The organism is Zhongshania antarctica, assembly GCF_014202945.1.
Classification (GTDB): domain Bacteria; phylum Pseudomonadota; class Gammaproteobacteria; order Pseudomonadales; family Spongiibacteraceae; genus Spongiibacter; species Spongiibacter antarcticus.
In genome coordinates this window covers 261,197-283,017 of record NZ_JACHHW010000006.1, presented here as the reverse complement: position 1 = coordinate 283,017, position 21,821 = coordinate 261,197, and the positions used below count along the sequence as shown (strand labels likewise).

Sequence of the window (21,821 nt, the reverse complement as noted above, 5' to 3'; positions counted from 1 at the left end):
GCCTACTCGATCACGCTTTTGTGTGATTTAGCTAAGATTGCCGCACCGTGGCACTGATTCTGCAATAACGGTAGTGATATGCACTGTTTAGCTAAATTTAATGGCTAACTTCCTTTTAAGCTGTAGGGATTTTTATGACATCACTTCGACCGAGTAGTAAATCTAAGCTGTTTTTTAAAATTATTTTTGCAACTTGTTTGGTGGCAAGTATTGCTGCCTGCGGAGGCGGTAGTTCGTCGTCGACTGCTGCGCCTATTGATAATGTTGACACGGGTGGAGATACCGGCGGAGATACCGGCGGCGATACCGGTGGAGATACCGGTGGAGATACCGGTGGAGATACCGGCGACGAGCCAAAAGGCGCACCGGAGCGCTTTAATGCCACCGCTGCAGATGCCGATGCAGCTGGTGCATATAGCATTTCTGGCCCTATCGATTTTAAATACGCGCCGGTGATTGCGACTAAAGACATTAATGATGCAGATGGCACTAGCACGTCGACATTTGCCGACCCCATTGATGTGTTGGGCGTAATTCATTACCCCCTAGTGACTGCTGATATGCCCGCACCACTTGATGGCTTTCCGGTTATTTTGTTTCAGCATGGGCGCCATTCCACGTGCTCTACAACGGGCGATGCCAACGGCGACGAGAGTTCCGGTACAGATTGCGAAGCGAATGGTTTAGTAGCTATTCGCTCAGACAAAGGCTATGACTATATTGCCGAGACATTGGCCGCTAACGGTTATGTCGTGATCTCCATTGATGTGAATGACATTAATGCACAGGACTCTGGCTCGAATGACCAGGGTATTACCGCGAGGGCGGAATTGATCTTGCACCATTTGGATATTCTGCGCGATATTAATGACAACGCCGCATCAGCTTACGCTCAGGACAGCAATGGTCTTGATTTAAGTTCGCTTTACGGCAACATAGATATGTCGCGCGTTGGATTAATGGGGCATTCGCGGGGTGGTAATGGCGTGGCAAAGGCAATTACCTATAATCAGGATCCCCGGTTCCGCAGCAGCTCGCAGTTTGATCAGCCTCACGAAATAAAGGCAGTGTTCTCTTTGGCGCCAACGGATTTTGACTCTGAGCTGCCCTTAAACACCGCGTGGGTTACTTTGTCGCCCTATTGCGATGGTGATGTATCGACTCTCCACGGCGTGTATATGTACGACAATATTCGTTACAACGCAGAGGACGTGTCTCAGCCTCAGTTTATGGTGACGTCAATGGGCGCCAACCATAACTATTACAATGATTTTTGGTTTAACGATGACGCGACCCTAAACGGTTTTGATCCCTACTGCACCGAAGCGTCGCCGGTGTCTGGCCGATACTCTCGGGCTGATCAGAAGCGTCATGGCGAGTTTTTGATTGCCAGCTTCCTGCGGCTGTTTGTCGGTGGTGAAGGTCAATATGCTGGTTATTGGGGCGGTGTTGAGCGTGCGCCTACGAGTGCATGCCCAGAAGGCTCCGATACCTGCGACGAGCGTTTACATATGTCCTTCCATCAGTCGCAAGAGAATTTAATTGTGGTAGACACGACGCTGACGGATGCATCGTTAAGCACCAATGAATTTGGTTTGGCTAATACGCTTTCTGGCTTTAACTTTACCGGCTGGTGTGCGCCAAACGGTGGCAGTTTAAATGATATTTTGGGGTTTAATACCGATAGCTGCCCGTCGCCATCTACGATCTCGAAAGCACCGCAGATATTCGGTAATTATCTTGGCTCGGCGGCGAGTATAAATTACGCCTTGCCCGCTGGCGGCTTGGATGCGAGCGGTGCCGACTTCCTTACCCTGCGCATGGGGGTGAGTGTGACACCAGAGAATGCATTTGGTCAGGATTTTACTTTGACTCTCACGGACATTAACGGTGTCTCAGTAAGTTTGCTCGCCAGTGACTTTACCGATGCCCTATACTTCCCGCCAGGCTTGACGGTGTCGGCGCGAGATACCGGCGCTAAAACGGTTATTAATATGGTGCCTTTTAGGTTGGATGCTCAGCTGCTATTTGATTCCGATTTGGATCTGAGTAAACTGACCAATATTAATTTAGCCTTTGATCAGCGCATTGCAGGTACGATTCAGATTACTGATGTTTTGTTCCAGAAGGTGCCTTATTAAGCCATAGTGCACACGGGACAGTTTGCCAGCAAACCCCAGTCTTTGGCTGGGGTTTGTCGTTTTCGGATGTTGTTAATTAGCGCTGTTATGTCAGAAATACTCGGCCTCGCAGGAGGGCGCTGTTGCTTTGGCTCTATGCAAATTCAACGTATGATGGCTGTGTTCAAGGTGTTGCCGTAATTATTCAAAGACTGGGCCTCAACATCTCAAGTTGACGTCATGAGTTCGAGTTTTTATCGCTGTTGTTTTTGCTCAGGTATCGTTATGAATCGAAAAAAGAAATTGAATAAAGTGCTTAATCAAAAGCTCAAGAAGGCCAATGCAAAGAATCAACCGAGTAATAAACCGCGCTATATTTCTAAAGCGGAGCGAGCGGTGGCGGCTGGGCGCGAAGCTGAGGCCGGAACCGTGTAGATTTACGCTGTGACTCTGTTGGACTGTGTCTAGCCTAAGGCTTGGCAAACTGCCCGTTTGGCCTTGTTCTTGGCTGTATTGGCCTCGTTTTAAGTTGGGTGGTCTCGAGTGGTATAATTTGGGGTTAAAACCACCGCACTATGGATGAAACAAGTGGATAAAATGATGAATATCCGCAGCTTATAGGTTTAATCCCTAGTGAATAACTGGTAATAGGGGGTAGACACGGCCTGAAATCTCTATATACTCAATCGCAGCTAGAAAGTTCGACCTATATTTATGTACACCATTTCGAAGTCCTGTCTGTAGTTTTCGTCCTGTACTTCATAAGTAATAGAATCACTTCCAGCCTAATCGATCTGATTTCAGATCAAAAATTACCTTTGAATATTTCAGGAAAAAATTATGTCTACTACTACTGGCACAGTAAAATGGTTCAACGAATCTAAAGGCTTTGGCTTCATCGAGCAAGAATCTGGCCCAGACGTTTTCGCTCACTTCAGCGCTATCTCTGGTTCAGGCTTCAAAACTTTGGTTGAAGGCCAGCGCGTTCAGTTCACTGTTACTCAGGGCCAGAAAGGTCCTCAGGCAGAGAACATCGTAGCACTGTAATTTGCTATGTGGCCGCGCCCTTGGGCAGCGGCCAGCTTCAAACCCTTGTGGATTGAATGCTAAAGGGGCAGGACCTAAGGGTCTTGCCCTTTTTTCATTTCAGCAACACCATTTAACATCCAGTTCCACCGCGCCACCGCCGCGCATTTTTCTGGCGGTATTACAGGATACACATCGTGAGTCAGCTAGATTTTTCTACCCTTCCGCTTAACCCCTCGTTATTGCAAAACCTGAGTTCGCTCGGTTATACCGAGATGACCCCCATTCAGGCCAAGGCGTTGCCGCATACACTGCATGGCAAAGACGTTATTGCACAGGGCAAAACCGGTTCGGGAAAAACCGCTGTTTTCGGTCTTACCCAGTTACAAAAATTAGATGTAAAAAAGTTTTATGTGCAGTCTTTAGTTTTGTGCCCGACTCGTGAATTAGCCGATCAGGTCGCTAAGGAACTGCGTAAGTTAGCGCGTACTATCCATAATATTAAGGTTCTAACGCTGTGTGGCGGCATGCCTTTTGGCCCGCAGGTTGGCTCCCTAGAGCACGGCGCCCATATTGTGGTTGGGACCCCCGGTCGTATAGAAGAGCATGTGCGCAAAGGCACGCTCAAATTAGATAATGTAAATACCTTGGTGTTGGACGAAGCCGACCGCATGCTGGAAATGGGCTTTCAAGATTCCCTAGACACCATCATTGGCTATATTCCCAAGGAGCGACAGACCCTGCTCTTTAGTGCGACCTACCCCGACGAAATTCAGGATGTTGCCACCCGCATTATGCAGCGGCCATTGCTCGTTAAAGTGGAGTCGACCCACGACAATGAAAGTATTGCCCAGCATTTCTATAAAGTGGCCGACAACACCCAGCGTATTGTTGCGGTAAAATTGTTGTTGCTGCGCTACCGCCCAGATTCCACCGTTATTTTTTGTAACACCCGCCATGAAACCCAGCAGGTGTGCGACGATCTTCGCGAAGCCGGTTTTAGCGTGCAGGCCCTGCACGGCGAGCTAGATCAAAAAATGCGAGATCAGACCTTGGTGCGCTTTGCGAATAAGAGCGTGTCGGTGCTGGTTGCCACTGATGTTGCGGCGCGAGGCTTAGATATCGACGCCCTTGATGCGGTGATTAACTACCATATTGCCCGCGACGCCGAAGTGCATATTCATCGCATTGGTCGTACTGGCCGTGCTGGCGGCAAAGGTATTGCCTGCAGTCTGTACACTGAGCGTGAAAGCGCCAAGATTGCCCGTATTGAAGAAATGCGTGGCAATAAAGTGGTGCCCGAGGCGCTGCCCGAGGTTAATTATTTAGACAAGCCGACATTCAAACCGCCAATGGCTTGCCTGCAGATTGACGGCGGCAAGAAGCAGAAAATTCGTCCCGGTGATATTGTCGGTGCCTTAACCGGTGCCGACGGCATTGCCGGCACCGATGTCGGCAAAATCCACGTTTTTGACAATACTGCCTATGTTGCTGTGCGTAACGACGTGGCGGCTGACGCCCTGCGCAAACTAAGCGAAGGTCAGCTCAAGGGGCGTAACTTTAGAGTGCGTCGTATTCGCGGCTAGCTGCTTGGCGGACATCGGGCGGCGGCGCAGAATATTCGCCGCCCGAAGTAAACCGACGATACAAACCCCTCTTAATGAATAAAACCCTCTTTAAAATTCACCGGCTACTCGCCTTCTTGGTGTGTGTACCACTATTGCTGATTAGTTTAAGCGGCAGTGTGCTGGTGTTTAAGCATGAAATAGATGCGCTGCTCATGCCCGAGCGCGTTCGCGTAGATTTTCACGGCCAACAACGGCTGCCCTTTGATGTGTTGTTGGCTGCGTTTAATCAGCGCTATCCTGAGTATGAAGTCACTGGCTGGCAGTTATTTGCCGATCCTGGCCGAGCCGATTTAGTCTATGTAATGGCGCATGGCGGCAGCGACTGGTCGTCTTTATTTGTCGATCAATACAGCGCGAGCATGTTGTCGGCGCCTACGCCGCCAAAATACTACTTTAGCGACCTTGTACGTGAGTTTCACTACACCTTTTTGGTGGGGGATACGGGCTTGCTGCTCTGCGCAATCGTCGCTGTGTTACTTTGCTTGCAAGCCATAGTGGGTTTGATTTTACACCGCAAATTCTGGAAAGTTTTGTTTACCTTTCGTTATCGCGCTCGGCCAATAATTTACCTTGGTGACGGCCACAAATTGCTCGGCGCAATTGCTGCGCCGGTATTGCTGGTGCTGGGGTTTACCGGGGCATATTGGAATATCAGTCAGCTAAGTTATAGTCTCGGTAAGCCTGTTGTCACCCCGTATATTGTTGGTGAGCGTCTGTATCATTCGGCAATTTCTATCGATGCACTGCTAGGCGAGAGCCGCCAGCGCCTGCCGGGTTTTACGCCTAGTTTTATCTCGTTGCCTAGCAAGCCCGGCTACGGCATTAGTATCTTCGGTGAGGTTGCTGGGCAAAATCCCTTGTTCAGCGAGTTTGCAAATTTGCTTCGTTACGACGCCCAAAACGGTGTATTCGTAGGTATGCGCGATATGGCGGAGGCCGCGACTGCTGAGCAAATAAAAAATAGCTTTCGCCGCCTGCACTTTGGTGATTTTGCCGGTAATTGGAGTCGCGTGATTTGGGTGGTGCTAGGCTTTAGTCCAATATTGTTAATCGCTATGGGCGTGGCGATGTGGCGTCTACGTCGCCCGCAGCGGCTGCGGCAGGCAGGAAAAAGTACAAAACGCCGGTGTAATAAGTAAGGGAATAGTCATGATAATTTTTTTACGGGGCTGGGGCATTAAGAAGTAAGCGCCCCAATTATTGGACAAGTAGGTGTTGTATTGGCGTCACACTGTTTAATCATATCAGCTAAGGTCTTTTCCATTTTTTTCAAATCTCTAATCTTTGCTTTAATGCTCCGCAAGTGAACGGCTGATAAGTCCCGTACTTGGCTGCAGCTTCTGTCGCTGCTGTCACTGAGTGAAATTAGATCTTTTATTTCTTTGAGTGTAAAGCCGAGCTCGCGGCTGCGGCGGATAAAGATCAAACGCTGCAGGTGTTCCTCAATGTATATACGTTGCCCGCCAGCACTCCTGGCCGGAGGCTGAAGTAATCCGCAACTTTCGTAATAGCGAATGGTCTCGGCGTTTACGTTGGTAACTTTGGCGGCCTGTGCGCGGGAATAGCTGCGGATTTTACTGTTCATACAATACTTGACCCTGTAGTTGCTACAGGGTTTATAGTCCTTTTGTACAAAAAATGTCAATCTTTGGGGTTTAGTATGAGTCGTAAATTAAGCGCATTAGATCACGTCGGCTGTGGCGGTATTTTGATCGCCGCATTGAGTTGCGCTGGCTGTTTCCCAGCACTGGGTGCGCTTGCGGCGACATTTGGGTTGGGCTTTCTTGGTCAATTCGAGGGTGTGATGGTAAACACCGTTTTGCCACTGCTCGCCGTATTGGTGTTGTGTATCAACGGCTACGCTTGGTGGCAACGCCGGAGCCACTGGCGTGGGGTTTTATCTATCCTTGGGCCAGCTGCCATACTGGCGAGCTTGTACCCGTTTTGGCAATACTCGTGGAGCGGGGGATTGTTTTATGGTGCACTCACTTTAATGTTGGTGGTGTCGGTGATGGAATTTGTTAAACCAGTACAGGCTCGTTGCGCGCTGCCGAGGGGGCTTAATGAATAAGATTGTTCAGGAATCGACAATACGCTGCCCATCTTGTGGGTATGAAAATTGTGAGGTAATGCCTGCAGATTTTTGTCAGTGGTTTTACGAGTGCCATTCCTGCGGTACGTTAATTAAACCTAAAGCGGGCGACTGCTGTGTCTATTGCTCCTACGGCACAGTGAAATGCCCACCGATTCAAGCGGGCAGCTCGTGTTGCGGTCAATGATTATTTGTCATGCCGCGTTAATTTATCAAGCATTCCCATCGCAAAAGCCGAGAGCACAAACGTCAGGTGAATGGCCACGTACCAAAGCAGTTTGTCGTTTTCGATTTTGTCGGCATTCATAAAAATTTTAAGTAAGTGAATAGACGAAATAGCGACGATGGAGGCGGCAACTTTGTTCTTGAGGCTGCCGGTGTCGAGTTTACCGAGCCAGCTTAGTTTGTCGTCGTTGTCATCGAGGTCGATTTGCGAGACGAAATTCTCGTAGCCAGAGAACATCACCATAACAAGTAGGCCGCCGACGAGGGAGATGTCGATCAGCGAAAGGACAAGTAGTACTAAGTCCATTTCTGAAGTTTCAAAGATATGGGGTAAGACGTGAACGATTTCTTGAAAGAATTTGATGGCTAGCGCCAGCAGTGCAAAGCTCAGGCCGAGGTAAATTGGGGCCAATAGCCAGCGGGCAGAGTAGAGTATGCGTTCAAAAACTTTTTCTAACATCGGGCTAAAACCTTGTGGGCGAGTGGACAGTTTAGCGCGCTATTATAGGGGAGTTTTGTTGCCGATGGTGAAGCTTAGCGGCGCAAATATGACATTGCTGAAGCGGTAACGCTTAAGTCGTTTTATAGCCCTTACAGCGGTGTCATTGAGCGCGAGCGGCGCATATTGCGAGATCGTGGTGTTTAATTCTGAATTTTCTTGATAAAGCCCGCTGCGCGCAGCGGGCTTTTGGTCGTTTTACGAGGCTTTTGGTGCTGAGCTGCGGCCACGGTTGCCGCCACCTGGGCGACCACGGCGTGCACCTGGGTTTGCCGCTGGGCGTTGCCCGTCGCGGTGTTCAACTCGAGGGCGGTGGGGGCGACTATTGCTGGGCGCTCCCAGGCGAGATTCTGGCAATGGGTTGACTGGGGTAAAGCCTTCGGGAATCTCGCGGGGCAGAATTTCCTTTATCAGCCGCTCGATGTCAGCTAGCAGCTTAAACTCGTCTGCACAAACCAATGATACCGCGTGGCCTGTCGCACCGGCACGGCCGGTACGGCCAATGCGGTGAACATAGTCTTCGGGCACATTGGGCAGGTCGAAGTTAACGACTTGAGGTAGTTGATCGATGTCTAAGCCCCGCGCGGCGATATCGGTTGCCACTAGCGCTCTTACGTCGCCATTTTTAAATTCGGCGAGTGCACGAGTACGCGCCCCTTGGCTTTTATTGCCGTGGATGGCGGCGGCTTTAATGCCCGCATTCTCTAGCTGGGTCGCTAGACGGTTGGCGCCGTGCTTGGTCTTGGAGAAAATCAGCACTTGCTGCCAGTTATTACTGTTGATGAGGTGTGTTAAGAGCGCGGGCTTCTGGTTCTTATCAACGGGGTATATGCACTGGGTGACGGATTTTGCCGTAGTGACTTCGGGGCTAACGGATATTTCTACTGGATTATTGACCAAGCCCTTGGCGAGCTGGCGAATGTCGCCGGAGAAGGTCGCAGAAAACATCAGATTCTGGCGGCGCTTCGGCAATACCGCGAGTATTTTGCGAATATCGTGAATAAAGCCCATGTCGAGCATGCGGTCGGCTTCGTCGAGTACCAGAATTTCTAGCTGGTTAAATTTCACAGCATTCTGATTGTATAAATCTAATAAGCGGCCTGGGGTGGCAACAAGAATGTCGACGCCACGGCGCAGCTTGATCATTTGCGGGTTAATTTTTACGCCACCAAATACCACGGTGGAGCGCAGTGGCAGGTTCTTGCCATACATGGCGACGTTTTCGCCAATTTGGGCGGCAAGTTCGCGGGTTGGTGTCAGTATTAGGGCGCGGGCTTGGTTGGCATTGGCGCGCTCGCCACGAGACAGTAATTCCAGTATTGGCAGGGTAAAACCTGCGGTTTTGCCGGTGCCAGTTTGTGCAGCGGCCATAACATCTCTGCCTTCCAACACGGCGGGAATGGCTTGGGCTTGGATTGCTGAGGGTGTGTCGTAACCTTTGTCGGTTACCGCAGAAAGTATCGGGGCGGATAAGCCCAGGGAGGTAAAGCTCATAAAATCTATCGTCTCATAATGTCGCGCGTCGCGGCGTGATGGCCGGTGTCCTGATGACAGCGGGCGTGCAGCTTACGGGAAAAGCAAGATTTGCGCCATAGATAGAAACCCCCAGTGCGACGGAATACCAGAGCTGGCGGGGTTTTGGTGGCTATTTGCGGTATTTATTGGCAGGGCGTTTCGCCGGCGATTGATGCGGCGAATAGTGCAAGCCCTGCTCAAGTCCTTTAAACTCACGCCTCTTATATACGCAGCGAGATTTTATTCTGCGTATCGTCCCGAACCTGTTTAGTCAGAAGACCCAATTTAATGTCAGATATTAGCTTTCAGCAGGAAGTGGCCAAGCGCCGCACCTTTGCCATCATCTCTCACCCAGATGCCGGTAAAACCACTATTACCGAGAAATTGATCCTATTGGGGCAGTTGATTCAGGTGGCCGGTACGGTGAAAGGTAAAAAGAATGACCGCGCGGCGACGTCTGACTGGATGAGCTTGGAGAAAGAGCGGGGTATTTCGGTGACCTCCTCGGTCATGCAGTTCCCTTATAAAGGCCGAATCGTTAACTTGCTGGATACCCCGGGGCACGAGGACTTCTCTGAAGACACCTACCGCACCCTGACGGCGGTGGATTCAGCACTGATGATTATTGATGGTGCCAAGGGTGTCGAAGACCGAACCATTAAATTGATGAATGTTTGCCGTTTGCGCGACACGCCCATTTTAGGTTTTGTAAATAAGATGGACCGCGATATTCGCGATCCCATTGAGTTGTTAGACGAAGTCGAGAGTGTGCTGGGTATTGCCGCGGCGCCGATCAACTGGCCGATTGGCATGGGGCGCGATTTTAAGGGCGTCTACAATATGTACACCGACACCATTCACGTGTTTCAGCCCGGTAAAGGCTCGGTGGTGGCTGAAGATATTCGCATAGACGGTTTAGAGAGTGACGCTGCGCGGACTTTGCTTGACGACGAGTATGAGAATTTCCTCGAGGAAATTGAGCTGGTGCGCGGCGCTAGCCACTTCTTCGACCGCGAGGCGTATTTGGCGGGTAAGCAGACCCCAGTATTTTTTGGAACGGCGCTGTCTAATTTCGGCGTGCGCGAGATGCTCGACGGTTTTGTAGAGTGGTCGCCGGAGCCGCTGGATCGGCCTACCGATACTCGCGAGGTCAGCGCCAAAGAAGACACTTTCTCGGGCTTTGTGTTTAAGATTCAAGCGAATATGGATCCCAAGCACCGCGACCGTATCGCCTTTATGCGGATTTGCTCGGGCACGTATACCAAGGGTATGAAAATGCGCCATGTGCGTCTTGGTAAAGACGTTAAGATTGTCGATGCGGTAAGCTTTTTGGCGGGTGACCGAGAGCTTGTGGAAGAGGCGGTGTCGGGTGACATAATTGGCCTGCACAACCACGGCACCATTCAGATAGGCGATACCTTTTCTTCGGGCGAAAATTTTAAATTTACCGGTATTCCTCATTTTGCGCCGGAGCTGTTTCGCCGCATTCGCCTAAAAGACCCGATGAAGGCTAAGCAATTACAAAAAGGCTTGCAGCAGTTGTCTGAAGAGGGATCAACTCAGGTATTTATGCCCCAGCGCAATAGCGACCTGATTGTTGGTGCCGTGGGTAATCTGCAGTTTGAAGTGGTGAGCTATCGTCTTAAAGACGAGTATAAGGTCGAGGCGATATACGAGCCGATCAACGTTTTTACCGCACGCTGGGTAGATTGCGACGATGCTAAAAAGTTTGAAGAATTTAAGCGCAAGTGTGCAGAAAACCTCGCTATTGACGGCGGCGGTCACTTGACCTATCTGGCGCCAACGCGGGTGAATTTGGCGTTGACCGAAGAACGGCATCCCGAGGTCCGCTTCAGGTCAACGCGCGAGCATTAATGTCACAAGCTTGCTATAAGCTGAACGGTGACTAGAATTGTGGCTGAAAATTACGGTGAAATTTACGCTATGTAAGGCTTGTTTGAACGCTGCGCTGCCCTACAATAGATCTCACTAAACGAGTTCAATAATGACTTTTGATAAAAAAAGGATTATCACAATGAAAATGAAAGAATTAGTTCTGGCCGTAAGTTTAATCGGATTGAGCGGCAGCGTATTGGCTGAAGGTGGTTTCTTTAGCAAGCTGGGCTTGGGCGGCAGCGCTAAAGCTGAAGAAAAAGCAGATGCAAAAGCGGACGCGAAAGTAGAAGCCAATGTGAATGTCGATACCAATATCGATGAAAAAGCAGCCAAAATGAAGGCTGACGGCGAAGCGAAGGGCGAGGCAATGAAAGCGGCTGCAGCCGAGAAGAAAGCAGCTGCCGACGCCCAGCGTGCAGAAGCGAAAGCGAAGCGTGAAGAAGAAAAAGCTGCTGCCAAAGCACGTAAAGCTGAGCGCGAAGCCCAAGCTGAGGCCGATGCACAAGCCCGTGCTGAAGCTCGCGCAGAAACTAAAGCGAACGCAAAAGCGGCCGTAGAAGAGAAGAAAAGCGCCCTGCGCAGCCTGACGAATATCAAGGTTGATGCTAGCGTAAATGCTGGTGCTGCAGCAGAATAAATCTGTTTTACATCAGTGTGTAAAAAAGGGGCCTTCAAGGCCCCTTTTTTGTGGATGCGCCAAACTGCACCGGTAGCGCCGTCGGGATTTAACCCCACCCCAATCTTCAGCGTTGGACATCAGAACCCGTGAGGGTTATGTTCAAGAGAACGTTATTATTATTTTGCGCTTGGTTGCCGTTTAGTTACGGTGAATCACGCTGGCGCAAACAATGTGGAATTGATCGCGGTGCAGCCGGGCTGCACCGCCGACATATGATTCGGGGGCGCGATGAACACCATTTTTGAACAGGCGGTCGCTAGGTTGCTCGCCATGGGGCAGCTTGCCGGTGTTGCCGATTCGGTACTTGCTGGTTTGTCGCGGCCCAAAGCAATGATGTATGCCTCGCTTCCGGTGCGCATGGATGATGGCGCTACCCAATACTTTGACGCCTATCGCTGCCATTACAGTCAAATGCTCGGTCCCAGCAAGGGGGGGATTCGATTCCACCCTGGCGTTGATGATGCTGAAATGCGCGCCTTAGGTTTGTGGATGACGATCAAGTGCGCTTTAGTAAATTTGCCTTTTGGCGGCGCCAAGGGTGGCGTTGTTGTCGATCCAAAATCCTTGTCACGTATGGAATTAGAGCGGCTCTCCCGCGCCTATATGCGGGCGATGGCTGATTTTGTTGGGCCGGATCTTGATATTCCAGCACCCGATGTGTACACCAACGAGCGCATTATGGGTTGGATGCGTGATGAATATGAAGTAATTAAAGGCGCAAAATTTCCTGCGGTGATTACTGGTAAACCCGTCAATTTGGGTGGTAGTGAAGGGCGCTTCGAAGCGACCGGCCGAGGTGCGTTTTATTGCATTGAATTTTTACGCGTTAAGGAGGGTAAACTCCCAGAGGATTTGCGCATTGCCATTCAAGGTTTTGGTAATGCGGGATACCACTTGGCGAGGCTGCTAGCTGAGGCCGGTTATAAGGTGGTGGCCGTGAGCGATTCCCAAGGGGGAATTTATTGCGCGCAGGGCTTAGACGTGCAATTAGTTCATGAGCGCAAAATAGCAACGAATCAGCTCCATCCGAACTACCCTGAAGGCTCAGTGAGTAGCTGCGAAAATTGTGACAGTTACCAGTCTATAAGCAATGAAGACCTATTGGCGATGGAAGTGGATATTCTTGTGCCGGCGGCGCTAGAAAATGCCATCACAAAGCATAATGTTGAAGCCGTGCGCGCAAAATGGGTGGTTGAAGTGGCTAATGGCCCGATTAGTCTCGACGCTGATCAAGCCCTATTTGAACGCGGTATTGTCGTCATTCCCGATGTTTTAGCGAATGCCGGTGGGGTGATTGTGAGCTATTTTGAATGGGTTCAGAACCGCGCGGGTTACCCGTGGTCATTACTGGATGTCCAAAGTCGTTTGAAAGAAAAGCTGGAGGCGGCGTTTGAAGAAATGTGGCAGTTTCAGCACCAGAAAGAAGGCGTTAGTTTTCGACAGGCCGCTTACGCAAAGGCGCTACTGCATCTCCAAGAAGTGTTTAAGATGAAAGGAACTAAAGAGTACTTTGCTAACGGCGAGTAATGTTTCTTTGGTATGGCGGGCTATGGATACCGCGGTGCCAATATTGCTCCACCTACGTCTAAGAGAGAGGATACCCCGCATGTGGCTACGCACCAGCTGTGAAATGAGTTTTGAAATCTCAGTGCCGACGCCGTTTATTTTAATGCTGCGCCTACGCAGTGGGCGTCAGCAATGGGTGGCAAGTGATGAGTATATGCTCACACCGATTATTCCGGTGATGGAGTTTACCGATGGTTATGGCAACCTCTGCCAACGCTTAGTTGCTCAGCCTGGGCCTTTAACTATCTATACCTCTGCCGAGGTGATGACGGCCGATTATATGGATCAGTCGCCAGGGGCGCCGTTTGTCGATATTGAGTATTTACCAGATGAAGTCCTCAGTTTTCTTTTGCCCAGCCGGTTTTGTGAGTCCGACCGCTTTGGGCAGATGGCCACTGCCATTGTGGCGGGAAAAGCACTGGGCTACGACCAGGTTAAAGCGATTGAGGATTGGCTGCGCAACTCGATACGTTTTGAACCCGGTAATAGTGAAGTGCCTATTTCTGCGGTAGAGGTACATGCCAGGCAGTCGGGGGTTTGCCGCGATTTATCACACTTGGGAATTGCGCTGTGTCGCAGCCTTAGTATTCCCGCGCGCTTGGTGGTGGGCTATATGTATGGCCTTGAACCCATGGATTTACATGCCTGGTTTGAAGCCTATGTCGGTGGCCGCTGGTATACCTTTGATGCGACGCAGACAGAGCTTCGCAGCGGCTATGTGGTTATTGGCTATGGACGAGACGCGGCTGATGTTGCCATTTATAATCAGTTTGGCCCGCCGGTAAGCCCCGTGGTCAAAGACGTTCGCGTGCAGTTGCTTGAAAAGCGCCATGCCTAAAGGACGAACATTGAGCGTGGTGGTCATCGGCCGCTTGCTGCCAGTGCTGCCATGGCCGACAATAGCCGCTTAATATAAGAGTGGCCAGATTTGTGAGTAACGTCAGCAATAAACCTCTGCGCCTGGATCGTTATTTGGCCAGTGTGACCGATTATTCCCGTAGTGATGCCAAAAAGCTGATTAAAGCCGGTGAAATAACCGTAGATGGCCTCGTTGTGCGTGATCCTGCGCAAGGGGTTGCGGCAGATGCCGAACTTGCCTTAAGCGGTCATTCGCTGCGGGCCGCCAGTTCCCGCTATATCATGTTGAACAAGCCGCAAGGTTATATCTGCGCGGCGCGAGATCGTCGCCACCAAACTGTGTTAGACCTGATGGATGAAGATAACCCTGAGCGTTTGCATGTGGCTGGTCGTCTCGATATTGATACAACCGGCCTAGTCTTACTCACCGATGATGGTAACTGGTCCCACGCAGTGACCTCACCTCAGCGGAAATGTTGGAAGCGCTATTACGTTGAAACCGCTGAAGTGATTAACGAGCAAGCCCAACTGCATTTTAGTCGCGGCGTGTTTCTAAAGGATGATAAGGCCCGCACACTGCCGGCCGAATTGGATATTTTAGGGGAGCGGGTGGCGCGCTTAAAAATCTGTGAAGGGCGCTACCATCAGGTTAAGCGAATGTTTGGTGCTGAAGGTAATTTGGTGACCCGCCTGCACCGCGAGGCAATTGGCGATATTGTTTTGGACGCCGACTTAGCGGAAGGTGAGTACCGCTATTTAACGGCGGCCGAGGTTGCCAGTGTTCAAAAATAGTATTGATGTATTTTGGTCAGCGTAAATTACCTAGAGATTCCCATCGCAATGAGCAGTGAACAGCCAAACTCCATCGCGTCAGATACCGCTTTAATGGCGCTGTATCAGCAGTTTTCAGCTATGCCTACACCGGCTTGGTGGTTTGCCGACGAGCACGTTGCAGCGATGCCCTTGCCTGCTGCGCGGGCTGATTGGCATAGTTTTAGTAATCGCTGTGATATCGCTGGGCTCTTGCGTCGCGCGGGCTACCCCGTGACCTTGGCTGATTTTGTGGTGCCGGTCGACATCCCTAGGCCGCAAACAGTGTGTTATCGGGTGTCTAAAGAAAAAGCCTTGGTGAATTATTTAATTAATCAGGCTCTGGCCGCGTTGCCTGTTGGTGGTAGCCTGCATTTGGCCGGCCATAAAAATGATGGTTTACACAACTACGCAAAAAAGGCGGCTGCGCTGGTAGGCGGCTCTGCGGATATTAAAAAATACGGCGGCGCAGCGTATATCGCTACCATTGGCAAATACGCCGAGCCGAGTGGCCTGCTGCCAGACAGCGACTATACCCAAATACAGGAAATAGCGCAGTCACCAAGCTTGTATAGCAAGCCGGGAGTGTTTGGCTGGCAGAAAATTGATCGTGGCAGCGCCTTATTAGTTGAGCAATTACCTGCATTTTTTGCTGGCTTTGTTCAGCGTCCGGCGAGCTTGGTGGATCTTGGCTGTGGCTATGGGTTCATCACGGTGATGGCGGCGGCGCAGCTCCCCGCAAGCAACTGGCTGCTCACGGACAATAACGCCACTGCGCTGCTGGCTGCTCGCAAAAATTGTGAGGTGAGTGGGATTAGCGCGCAAATTGAATTGGCCGACTGTGCGTCGGGTTTAAGCGGCCCCTATGATGCAGTGTTGTGTAATCCGCCTTTTCATAAGGGCTTTGCTGTTGCCGGGTCGCTAACCGATCAATTTATTGGCGCAGCCCACCGGCTGTTGGGCCGTAAAGGTCGGGCTTTGTTCGTGGTGAATCAATTCATACCGCTGGAGCGCAAAGCAGCGGCACTGTTTGCCGGTGCCGAGGTGCTTGTTGAGCAGGACGGCTTTAAAGTCGTTTGCTTGAGCAAGTAACTGTGCTGATACACCAGCCCTCAGTTTTGAGGGCTGGCAGTTTGTGCTGCTGGTGCCGAAGGGGCGATGGCTGTATTACCCGCTTCCGGGGTGGCTTCGGGTAAGCGCGGCTTTAATAGTTCTTCTGGTAGTTCGTCTACCGTCGGAATCTCATCTATTGCGCCGTCACAGGCGCTACCGGCGTAAATAGCCCGTTTCAGTAAACCTTGTGCCAATAAAGATAGGCCGCCAGTATACACCGCCGCGCCGGTCGATAGCCCTGAGGTAAACATCCCCGATGGGTCGGCGACAATTTTCGGCTTGCTAAAAGTGCCGCCAAGTCGCACCAAACCTGCGGCGGCGCCGACATTAATACCTACGCCGGTGCGCGCGATAGGGGATACCCCAAATAAGAGTTGTTCTTTGCCGAGATCAAAATGGCCGGTGCCGATAATTTTGGTTTGGGCGGTTTCTAAAGCAATGCCGTCGTCGCTGATGAATTTACCATTTTTGCCATCGAAGTGAATGGCGATGCATTCAATTTCTGTACTGGTTTTTTTCTCCGAAAACGGATTGAGCTTATCAATAGTTTCACTGAGTACGTCGGAGCCGATCAAATTCAGGGCATTACCTTCGGCGACTAAATCGGTGATTTTTACGTCTAATTTACCGTTCATATTGGCGGCTAATAGATAGGGGCTGGCGCCTTGGCTATTCACATTTAAGCGAATGTCGCCGTTACCGCCATTAATACCTGCGGCTTTGGTTAGCCCGAGTTTGCCGTAATCTTCCGCATTCACGCTGAGCTTTAGGTCGATGCGAGTTTGGTTTTGAGTACTGTCGAGTTTTAGCCGCAATTTGGCGTCGCCACCGGCAAAGTTGATGGTGGTGTTTTTTAAATTTAGAACGCCAGCTTGCAGGCTGGGTTTGAGATTGGCTTTGCGAATAAGCGCGTAGCCGGTGTCGATGTCTTCCAGGGCAATACTCACATTGGCATTCATTGCTTGCAGTGCGCTCAAGTCGAAGGGGTCTTTGCTAATGAGCTTGCTGCCCTTTTTTGCGGGCGGGGCAGCGGTCGGACTAGTAGTCGCGGTTGGCGCGCTGAGAAAGGCGAGGTCAATGCGTTTCAAGTTTATGCTGCCACGGAGCTCGGCGAGTTGTTCTTTGGCGGCGGGAGTAAACTGCAAATCGAGTTCGGTGTTTTGCTTGCCCATGCTGGCGCTGCCTTTGGCGGAGTAGCGATCGGCTTGGGTTTGAATATTGGCATTTACGCTTATCGCACCCGCTTCTTGGTAGGGCAGTTGGGCGAGTTTCCAGAGCGTTGCGCTCTGCGGGGCGTCGGCTTGCAGTTGCAGTTCGGTGCCCGCTATGCCGTTGACATTGAGCTTGCCATCAACGCTGGTCTCAAGTCCGGCCATGCTCAGCTTTAAACTCATGGCGAGGTCGGCGGCGTCGGTGATTTTAGCGAGAGGCTTTAAATCGACATCGGCCTTAAATTGGCTGATTTCACGGCTATTGGCCAACTCGGTGATGCTTGCGGCGGCGAGTATCACCTTGATGTTTTCTTTTATGGCGATATCGCTACTGAGGTCTTGCAGTTGCCAGCCCGACGCGGTGAGGGTGCCAATATTAAGTTTGAGGGCAAGTTGGGTCGTGTCTAGCCATGCCCAGTCGATGGCTGTTTCTTTGTTTGGCTCATCAGCGTTTTTGGTACTTGCTGAGCTTGTATCAGCCGGTGGCGCTGACAGGAGTTTATCGACATTAATGGATTCGGCGCTTAATTTGCCGCGCACTGCGGAACTGCCTGCATCAACAGTAAGCGCGCCGCGAATTTCGTCGTCATTGAGTTTTAATATGATGTCGGTGAATTCGTAGTTGGGGTTGATGGCGAGCGTACTCGCGAGACGTATCTTAGGGATCACCGGCGCGTCGGTATTGGCGAGCGCGGCTAAATTTTTGACACTGCGTAAATTGAGTTTGAGCTTGATCGCGCTGCCCGCCAAATTGGGTGTGAGCACCAATTTCCCTTCGCTGCTGAAATCGAGGTCTTGGTGTTTGAGCGCCAATGCGTAAACGAGTACACCGCTCTTGGGGTCGAATAAGGTGATGTCGGTCTTAAGTTCAAAGTGCTGTTTTTGGTAATCTAGGCCAATATAAAAATCGCCGTTGCCCGCTTCTACTCGTTCACCGCTGACCTTGGGCAGATGGACGCTGCGCTCAACGCCGGTTTTATCCCGCCATATGAAATTGATGTTCTTTAGGCTGATGTGATTAAAGTTAAAATCGCCGGGTAACGCCGGCATCCCAGTACTGACCTGGGGTTCTGGGCTGGCGGTGTTGCTATTGGCGAGTAGTTCTGGACTGATCCAATTGAATTCTCCCGCTTCATTTTGCTCGAGTCGTATATTCAGTGCGTCGGCGTTAAGAGTCCAAAATGGCTCACTGCCAAAGGGATTCTCGTTGAGGCTAATGCTGATGTTCGCCAAATTTAATAGCGTGGGCCGTGGCCAGTGGGGGTTGCGAATCGCCAAGCCGTCTACTTCGAGGCGCAGGGGGTTTAGCTGCGAGCGTATATCGCTGATCTCAACCTCTAAACCGGCAAAGCGCTGCGCGCCACTGCTGATGATGCCGCGCAGTAGTTGCGGCTGAATTAAGACGGTGGCAACGGTGATGAGGACAATGAGAGTCAGGAGGCCGAAAGCGATTAGTGTTTTTTTTATCATGGTATTGGTTTAAAGCTCATACGCAAATATCTGAAAATCTACGATACCATGTTTAACCGGCTTGCTGGGACTTGCGCGGGGCGCTAAACAAGCAGATTTACACTATTTACAGATTGCTAGGAGAGTAGGTGTGCAATGGCATGGGGAGTTACAGGGCGGCTATTTACTGCGGCGCTATAAGCGCTTTTTAGCTGACGTGGTCTTAGAAAGCGGCGAGGAAATCACGGTGCACTGCCCAAATACCGGGGCCATGACCGGCTGCGCCGAGCCGGGCAGCCGAGTGTGGCTGTCGCGTAGTGCTAACTTAAAACGCAAATACAGTATGACTTGGGAGTTACTTGAAACCGAAGCTGGGGCGACGGTATGTATTCATTCCGCGCTTGCTAATGGCCTGGTTCATGAGGGGCTGCTAGCTGGGCGCGTCGCTGACTTGGCTGGATACACCCAGTGGCAGCGGGAGAGGAAGTTGGCTTCGGGCAGCCGCATTGACTTCTATGCGCCGCCGACCCACGGACTGCCTGAATGTTATGTTGAGGTGAAGTCGGTGACCTTGGACTGTGGCAAGGGTCTTGGCGCCTTTCCCGATGCAGTGAGCAAGCGGGCGAGTAAGCATATCGAGGAATTAGCCGAGCTGCGGCAACAGGGGGCGCGAGTGGTGCTGCTGTTTGCCGTTTTGCATGAGGGTATTCAGCGGGTCACCGCGGCGAGCCATATTGATCCTGGGTACGCACGCACCTTAGGTGAGGCCGTTGACGCCGGTTTGGAGGTTTTGGCGTATAAGGCAAACATCAGCCTTGAACAGATGGTTTTAGGCGCATCACTACCGGTGTGTCTTTAATCTGGTTCGCAGACGCTTATCATGCCCCGGTCAATGCGAAAGTCGACGGCTTCTAGGGTTTTGCCGATACACGGTCCGGCTATGCACTCGCCATTTTCAATAATGAATAAAGCGCCGTGGGTCGCGCATTGAATCAGCGAGTCGTCGTAGTCTAAAAATTGATCCTCCTGCCAATTTAATTCAATGCCAAGGTGCGGACAGCTGTTGCGATAGACGTAAACCTGTCCGCGCAGGCGAACCGCAAACAGGCTGTGCTCTGCGGATTTAAAGCCCTTGGAACCGGGGTCGGGAATGTCGTTGAGGTGGCAAAGTACGCGCATAAAGTGGCTTGTATAGGTTTTTGGTCGCTAGCGCTGCAATACGCTAGCGACGTTGGTTTGAGTGAGGGCCGAGCTGGCGCGGGGAATTTATTGCCCGGGTTCTATTAGGCGGTCGTCGCCTTCGCTTTTAAAGGCGTGGCGAATGGCCGGCAGCATGCGGTCGACGGCGTCGCGACCCTCTTGAATGGCTTCGGCGGCGCTGCTGAATTCCATTAAACCGATATGCCCGAGGCGCGGCCACAGCATGATATCGGCTGGCTCGCCAGCGAGGCGGCTGCGAGTGATGCGATCCTGCATAATATTGATAGCGCTCATCATTACCGCAATGGTGCCGGGCGGTTCTGGCTTTTTGTCTTCCTCACTGCCGCGGAAATTACTGGCAGCTTCCTTCACCGAGGCGGCAAAGCGGCTAAATGCGGCGCCGAGAAAGGGGTCTTGACCATCTACCTCGTCACCTTCGCTGTCCTCGAAAACGGGCAGCTCTTCTTCGGACTCCTCCTCTTCAGCGATTTCTTCCGCGCTGGCCGCTTTCGCATTGCTGATGACCTTCTGACGACCAACGAGGTCGCTATTCAGGTCGACACCGATAATGATGTCGGCGCCTAAGGCGCGACACACGGATACCGGTACAGGGTTTACAAGGCCGCCGTCAACGAGCCAAGAGTTGCGGAAGGGTACGGGGGTTAGTATGCCGGGAATCGCCATAGAGGCGCGTACGGCGTCCCACAGCGGGCCGCGCTGTAGCCAAACTTCGCGGCCGCGCACTAGGTCGGTGGCGACGGCGGCAAAGGGTTGGTCTAAATCTTCGATGTTTGGATTGCCATATTCTCGGGCAAAAAAGTCGATCAGCCGAGTTGCATGGGCTACGCCCCCGGTGGCGCCGAGACTAACACTCATATAGTGGAGTACTTGGGTTGTACTTAAGGATTGGATCCAGTGTTCAAAATGATCGAGTTTTCCGGTGAGGTAGCAGGCGGCGATAATTGAGCCAACTGAGGTGCCGCAGAGGATGTCTGGGCGAATACCGAGCTCGTCGAGGCGCTGGATGACGCCGATATGAGCCATCCCGCGAGCTGAACCGCTGCCTAGGGCAAGGGCAATTTTTTTTACATGTCCAGTGGACTCGTTCACGTATTCCTACTCCAGAATTTCAAGTCAGATCATTTGGCGGTAGTATGATGCCATGAAGCTTCAATACCTTAAACAGCGCGAATAGTATGCACCTATGATGGATCTAACCGTAAGTGCCGATTTGGTTTTAGGGCGCGATGACTCCGCCAATGAGCTATTTAATGGTATTCCTGTGCACCGTGCCATTATCGCACCGTTAACGGCCTTGTGTGCTGACGCCAAAAAAGCGGGTTTCGATTTGCGTTTGGTGAGCGGTTATCGCAGTTTTGAGCGTCAGCTGGCCATTTGGAATGCGAAAGCCCAGGGGCGGCGCCCAGTATTAGATAGTGCGGGCCACGCGCTCGATATCAATACGCTAAGCGAGTCAGAGTTGATCAATGCCATTATGCGCTGGTCAGCCTTGCCAGGCGCGTCGCGACATCACTGGGGGAGCGATATCGATGTTTACGATGCGGCGGCGGTTGCTGCCGATTATTCTGTGCAGTTAACCCCCGCTGAGGTTACTGATGCCGGTGTTTTCGGCCCGATGCATCGGTGGTTAGACCGGCAGTTTGCCAATGGTCACGGCCATGGCTTTTTTCGACCCTATGCGGTTGATCGCGGCGGCATCGCGCCGGAGCGTTGGCATTTAAGTTACGCGCCTTTAGCGGCAAAGTGCGATGACGTGATAAGCGCAAAGCTCTTGGCTGAAGTGTTAAATAGTGTGTCAACTTTACACTTGCGAGAAAGTGTTTTGGCGGAGTTAAATAAGCTTTATTCACGTTATGTGGTGGTGCCAAAGGCGTGCTATCCCGTGAATTATATTGCGCTTAAATAAGGCTTTA

General features: G+C 51.4%; 21 protein-coding genes. 15 read left to right on the top strand and 6 right to left on the bottom strand.

Going from position 1 to position 21,821, the window contains the following annotated elements:
- Positions 1–134 precede the first annotated feature (134 nt).
- From HNQ57_RS12480 to HNQ57_RS12460, 5 genes are all read left to right on the top strand, one after another.
- The gene (locus HNQ57_RS12480) at positions 135–2,141 is read left to right on the top strand and encodes an alpha/beta hydrolase (protein WP_184463428.1); all 2,007 of its coding nucleotides are present in this window, start codon (positions 135–137) and stop codon (positions 2,139–2,141) included.
- A 264-nt stretch (positions 2,142–2,405) separates the two neighbouring features.
- Positions 2,406–2,555 carry a DUF2986 domain-containing protein gene (locus tag HNQ57_RS12475; RefSeq protein WP_184463426.1) on the top strand — a complete coding sequence of 50 codons (150 nt, stop codon included), beginning with the start codon at positions 2,406–2,408 and terminating at the stop codon, positions 2,553–2,555.
- A 405-nt stretch (positions 2,556–2,960) separates the two neighbouring features.
- Positions 2,961–3,167, top strand: coding sequence for a cold-shock protein (locus HNQ57_RS12470; RefSeq protein WP_008251819.1), 207 nt, complete (start codon positions 2,961–2,963; stop codon positions 3,165–3,167).
- A 173-nt stretch (positions 3,168–3,340) separates the two neighbouring features.
- A complete protein-coding gene (dbpA, locus tag HNQ57_RS12465) occupies positions 3,341–4,732 on the top strand; it encodes an ATP-dependent RNA helicase DbpA (RefSeq protein ID WP_414617105.1) in 1,392 nt (463 codons plus the stop codon).
- Positions 4,733–4,806: 74 nt separating this feature from the next.
- Positions 4,807–5,913: a PepSY-associated TM helix domain-containing protein gene (locus tag HNQ57_RS12460; RefSeq protein ID WP_184463423.1), complete on the top strand. Its 1,107-nt coding sequence runs from the start codon at positions 4,807–4,809 to the stop codon at positions 5,911–5,913.
- Positions 5,914–5,951: 38 nt separating this feature from the next.
- On the opposite strand, the gene HNQ57_RS12455 is transcribed toward HNQ57_RS12460, so the two are convergent.
- Positions 5,952–6,359, bottom strand: a complete 408-nt coding sequence (locus HNQ57_RS12455) for a MerR family transcriptional regulator (RefSeq protein WP_184463421.1) — start codon at positions 6,357–6,359, stop codon at positions 5,952–5,954.
- A gap of 75 nt (positions 6,360–6,434) precedes the next feature.
- Between HNQ57_RS12455 and HNQ57_RS12450 the strand changes: the two genes are divergently transcribed.
- Both HNQ57_RS12450 and HNQ57_RS18075 read left to right on the top strand, forming a co-directional pair.
- Positions 6,435–6,845, top strand: coding sequence for a MerC family mercury resistance protein (locus HNQ57_RS12450; protein ID WP_184463420.1), 411 nt, complete (start codon positions 6,435–6,437; stop codon positions 6,843–6,845).
- Entirely contained in the window at positions 6,838–7,053 is a 216-nt protein-coding gene (locus HNQ57_RS18075) for a GDCCVxC domain-containing (seleno)protein (protein ID WP_276509424.1), read from the top strand. Before HNQ57_RS12450 ends, HNQ57_RS18075 begins: the two co-directional genes overlap by 8 nt.
- Here HNQ57_RS18075 and HNQ57_RS12445 read toward each other — a convergent pair whose 3' ends face one another.
- Positions 7,054–7,551 (bottom strand): TIGR00645 family protein, encoded by a 498-nt coding sequence (locus HNQ57_RS12445; RefSeq protein WP_008251816.1) that lies wholly within the window; start codon positions 7,549–7,551, stop codon positions 7,054–7,056.
- 237 nt (positions 7,552–7,788) lie between these two features.
- Complete coding sequence (locus HNQ57_RS12440) at positions 7,789–9,084, bottom strand: DEAD/DEAH box helicase (protein WP_184463418.1); 1,296 nt, start codon at positions 9,082–9,084, stop codon at positions 7,789–7,791.
- Positions 9,085–9,393: 309 nt separating this feature from the next.
- Here HNQ57_RS12440 and HNQ57_RS12435 point away from each other — a divergent pair, with 309 nt between their 5' ends.
- From HNQ57_RS12435 to HNQ57_RS12410, 6 genes are all read left to right on the top strand, one after another.
- Positions 9,394–10,980, top strand: coding sequence for a peptide chain release factor 3 (locus HNQ57_RS12435; protein ID WP_184463415.1), 1,587 nt, complete (start codon positions 9,394–9,396; stop codon positions 10,978–10,980).
- 160 nt (positions 10,981–11,140) lie between these two features.
- A complete protein-coding gene (locus HNQ57_RS12430) occupies positions 11,141–11,638 on the top strand; it encodes a hypothetical protein (RefSeq protein WP_184463413.1) in 498 nt (165 codons plus the stop codon).
- A gap of 270 nt (positions 11,639–11,908) precedes the next feature.
- Positions 11,909–13,207, top strand: coding sequence for a Glu/Leu/Phe/Val family dehydrogenase (locus HNQ57_RS12425; RefSeq protein ID WP_184463411.1), 1,299 nt, complete (start codon positions 11,909–11,911; stop codon positions 13,205–13,207).
- Between the two features lie 79 nt (positions 13,208–13,286).
- On the top strand, positions 13,287–14,084 hold the full coding sequence (locus HNQ57_RS12420) for a transglutaminase-like domain-containing protein (protein ID WP_184463409.1): 798 nt from the start codon (positions 13,287–13,289) through the stop codon (positions 14,082–14,084).
- Positions 14,085–14,176: 92 nt separating this feature from the next.
- Positions 14,177–14,896 carry a pseudouridine synthase gene (locus HNQ57_RS12415; protein WP_226968295.1) on the top strand — a complete coding sequence of 240 codons (720 nt, stop codon included), beginning with the start codon at positions 14,177–14,179 and terminating at the stop codon, positions 14,894–14,896.
- Between the two features lie 48 nt (positions 14,897–14,944).
- Positions 14,945–16,006 (top strand): class I SAM-dependent methyltransferase, encoded by a 1,062-nt coding sequence (locus tag HNQ57_RS12410; protein WP_184463407.1) that lies wholly within the window; start codon positions 14,945–14,947, stop codon positions 16,004–16,006.
- A 20-nt stretch (positions 16,007–16,026) separates the two neighbouring features.
- On the opposite strand, the gene HNQ57_RS12405 is transcribed toward HNQ57_RS12410, so the two are convergent.
- Positions 16,027–18,708 carry an AsmA family protein gene (locus HNQ57_RS12405; RefSeq protein WP_184463405.1) on the bottom strand — a complete coding sequence of 894 codons (2,682 nt, stop codon included), beginning with the start codon at positions 18,706–18,708 and terminating at the stop codon, positions 16,027–16,029.
- Positions 18,709–18,838: 130 nt separating this feature from the next.
- Here HNQ57_RS12405 and sfsA point away from each other — a divergent pair, with 130 nt between their 5' ends.
- Positions 18,839–19,546, top strand: coding sequence for a DNA/RNA nuclease SfsA (sfsA, locus tag HNQ57_RS12400; RefSeq protein ID WP_184463403.1), 708 nt, complete (start codon positions 18,839–18,841; stop codon positions 19,544–19,546).
- Here the strand turns inward: sfsA and HNQ57_RS12395 are convergent.
- A complete protein-coding gene (locus tag HNQ57_RS12395) occupies positions 19,543–19,866 on the bottom strand; it encodes a Rieske (2Fe-2S) protein (protein ID WP_184463401.1) in 324 nt (107 codons plus the stop codon). The genes sfsA and HNQ57_RS12395 overlap by 4 nt on opposite strands.
- Before the next feature lie 87 nt (positions 19,867–19,953).
- A complete protein-coding gene (locus HNQ57_RS12390) occupies positions 19,954–20,997 on the bottom strand; it encodes a patatin-like phospholipase family protein (RefSeq protein ID WP_221301691.1) in 1,044 nt (347 codons plus the stop codon).
- Positions 20,998–21,091: 94 nt separating this feature from the next.
- Here HNQ57_RS12390 and HNQ57_RS12385 point away from each other — a divergent pair, with 94 nt between their 5' ends.
- Positions 21,092–21,814, top strand: coding sequence for a M15 family metallopeptidase (locus HNQ57_RS12385; protein WP_226968294.1), 723 nt, complete (start codon positions 21,092–21,094; stop codon positions 21,812–21,814).
- The last annotated feature ends 7 nt before the right edge of the window (positions 21,815–21,821 follow it).